Raw genomic sequence first — 3,016 nt, forward strand, 5'->3', positions numbered from 1 at the left:
ACGGCGACCAACACACAACTGTTGTTAGCGGCCTGCAAGGAGGAGGCGAGCTTGTGCCGGCACCGTTGCTGCCCGCCCTGCTGCTGCCCCTGCTCGTGCTCGTACAACTCACCGCGGGCGTTATAAGCGCGCCATCGGCGGCTTCTGCCTACGACGTGACCTCCAACCTGCTGCTGCTCACCTCTTACGCCGCCTTCTTTGCCTTCGCCTGTGGAAGCACTACAAACACGCGCGTCTTTCACGCCTTCGCCGCCCTGCTGTTGCTGCTGGGCACGGCCGAGGGCCTGTACGGTCTGCTCAACCTGCTCTCGGGCAACGAGCGCCTGCTCATCTACGAGCGCTGGGCCTACCCCCACTCTGCCACCGGCACGCTGGTGAACCGCAATCACTTTGCCTATCTCATCGAGATGTCGCTGCCGCTGGCGCTGGCCAGCGGGCTGCTGTTTGCCCCCGTGCAGCGCGACACCCGGCGCTCGACCGACAGCGAGGCCACCGCGCGCCGCATAATGGCCGTAACCGCTACGACCGTGCTGGGCCTGGCGCTGATCTTCTCGCGATCGAGGATGGGCATTTTCAGCCTGCTTGCGGCCGCTGCCACTATTGGTGCTGCAAGTGCCCTGCTGCGCCCACGCGCCGGTGGCCGCTCGCGCAAGGGCTACGCCCTGCCCGCCCTGCTGGTGCTGGCACTGGGCGGCTTTGCGCTGGTGATAGGCATAGACCCGGTGCTGGAGCGGTTTTTCCGCATACCCCAGGATCTTGAGCACGGCCGCTTGCCGATCTGGCAGGCAGCGCTGGCCATGTGGCGCGAGGCGCCGCTTCTGGGCCACGGCTGGGGCAGCTACGAGTCGCTTTGGCCGGCCTGGGCCGGTCGTCCTACGGGCCTGCACTACAAGCACGCTCACAACGAGTACCTGCAGGTGCTGGCCGAAGGAGGCCTGGCCGGCGCGACCGTGGTGGCCTGGGCGCTGTGGCTGTTCGGGCGGCGAGTGCTCGGCGCGCTATCGCGCCCGCTCACCCACGCGCAGCGTGCGGTGACCGTGGCGCTGGCCACCGGCATCACCTCGGTTGCCTTCCACTCGGCGGCCGATTTCGGCCTGCGTATTCCCGGCGTGGCGCTGGTGTTTGCACTGGTGGTGGCCTTGTTTGTGCGTGTGACCGACGACCCCGAGCTGGTGGACCGCGCATGACTGCCGCGAGCTACGACGGCATGACCGACATCCACTGCCACTTGCTTCCAGGAATCGACGACGGGCCGCGCAACTGGGAGCAGTCTGTTGAGCTCTGCCGCGCCATGGCCGACGACGGCATCACCCGCGCAGTGGCCACCCCGCACCTGATCGACGGCGTCTACAACAACACCCTGTCGCTCGTGACGCCGCTCACCGCCCAGCTCAACGAGCGCCTGGCCAACGCCGGCATCAAGCTCGAAGTACTCGTGGGCGCCGAGGTCGATCTTGCCAGTCGCTACGCCCAGGGTTCGCCCGAGCTGCCCACGCTGGCCGGCGGCAAGGCGGTGCTGCTCGAGATGCCCATGGCCGTGCTGCCCCAGGCCATGGACCAGGTGCTGTTCTCGGTCACCTCGCAGGACCTCATTCCGGTGCTGGCCCACCCCGAGCGCAACGAGCCCCTGCAGGACGATCCGCGCCTTGCGGCCGACTGGCTGCGCGCTGGCGCAGTGCTGCAACTCGACGGCGATTCGCTGCTGGGCGTGTGGGGACGCGGCGCCGAACGCCTGGCCATAAAACTGCTCGAACGCGGACTCGCCCAGGCCATGGCCAGCGATGCCCACTCGGTCAAACGCCGTCCACCGCGGCTGGCCGAGGCCCGACAACGCGCCGCCGAACTCGTGGGCGAACAGGCGGCGACCCTGCTCACCAATAACGGCCCCGAAGAACTGCTCGCGAGCCACGCGCTGGCTGTGCCTGTTTACTCGCCCGGCCAACACGACTCAGACGCCTCCGCCGTTCCTGACAAAGCCAGCGGCTGGCTGGGCAGACTCTTCGGAAGATAGCTCTTCGCCGGGCAACAGCGCGAGCGCAAAATCATCCAGCCATAACTCGCCGCCTATGAAACGGTCCAAGGCCTTGGTGGCCGAACGAAACACGAGCACGCGCGCGCCCTCGCAGTCGCTGGGCACCTCGAAGTCCACGGTCGTCGTCCGCCACTGGGAATCGCCACGGTACTGCTCGCCCTGCACCCACATGCGACAAGCGGCCGAGGGGTCGCCTGGACCGCCACCCGCCAGGCCCTGCACGACTATGCGAGGCCCCGACACCGAGCCAAGGTCTTCGTAACGAACCTGTGCCGTCAAGCTGTAGCGGCGGCCGGGCTCAACGGGCAGGTACTGGCTGGTGGCCGTGTAGTGGGGGTTGTGCTCGCCGTCAAAACGAAGCCTGAGAGCACGCCTGCCCTGAACACAGTCGCCGCAGTGCACCACGCGCGCCGTCACGCCCTCGGCCTTGTCGCGGCCGTCCTGCACCCGCCAGGCAAAGCGCTGCGGTGCTAGCCCTGCCTCGCCCGACCGTCGCGTCCACACGCCGGCCAGGTCTTCAAAGTCGCTGTTTATAAGGCCCGTTTGCCCGGGACGCTCACCGAAGGCCACGCGCCATGCCTCGTGTACAAAGCCGTGCGCGACGAGGTAATCAACGTACCAGGGACGCGCGCGGTCAGAATCCTCGTAGCGCGAGTAGCGCGCCCAGGTGCGTGCCGACAACTGGGGCGTTGCCCGCGAGCGGGCCCAGGAAAAGAAAGACGATAGGTCTATGTCTTCTACGATCTCGTCGAGTACAAAGTCGGCCGGGTACAATGCGGCCAGTTGATCGTAAAAACCCCTGCGGTCCTTGCGATGACCGCCCAGCGCAGCCGAGAACTCGCGAACCGCCTCGTCACGCTGGCCCAGGCGCGCATACAACACCGCGGTGCGCGTGCGTACGGTGGTCGTGGCGCTGCCGTGCGCAACTGCGCGCTCGAGCTCTGCGCGCGGGTCGAGTCCCTGGGCTGCCCGTGCCTCGGCCAG

General features: G+C 67.5%; 3 protein-coding genes. 2 read left to right on the forward strand and 1 reads right to left on the reverse strand.

The genetic code is table 11. The features are described 5' to 3' along the window. The first annotated feature begins 53 nt into the window (after positions 1-53). On the forward strand, positions 54-1,187 hold the full coding sequence (locus EYQ35_00075) for an O-antigen ligase family protein (protein HIF62545.1): 1,134 nt from the start codon (positions 54-56) through the stop codon (positions 1,185-1,187). After that, entirely contained in the window at positions 1,184-2,011 is an 828-nt protein-coding gene (locus tag EYQ35_00080) for a protein tyrosine phosphatase (GenBank protein ID HIF62546.1), read from the forward strand. Before EYQ35_00075 ends, EYQ35_00080 begins: the two co-directional genes overlap by 4 nt. On the opposite strand, the gene EYQ35_00085 is transcribed toward EYQ35_00080, so the two are convergent. Next, on the reverse strand, positions 1,949-2,914 hold the full coding sequence (locus EYQ35_00085) for a hypothetical protein (protein ID HIF62547.1): 966 nt from the start codon (positions 2,912-2,914) through the stop codon (positions 1,949-1,951). The two genes, EYQ35_00080 and EYQ35_00085, sit on opposite strands and share 63 nt — an antisense overlap. Between the last annotated feature and the right edge of the window lie 102 nt (positions 2,915-3,016).

The organism is Candidatus Binatota bacterium, assembly GCA_012960245.1.
Classification (GTDB): domain Bacteria; phylum Desulfobacterota; class Binatia; order UBA1149; family UBA1149; genus UBA1149.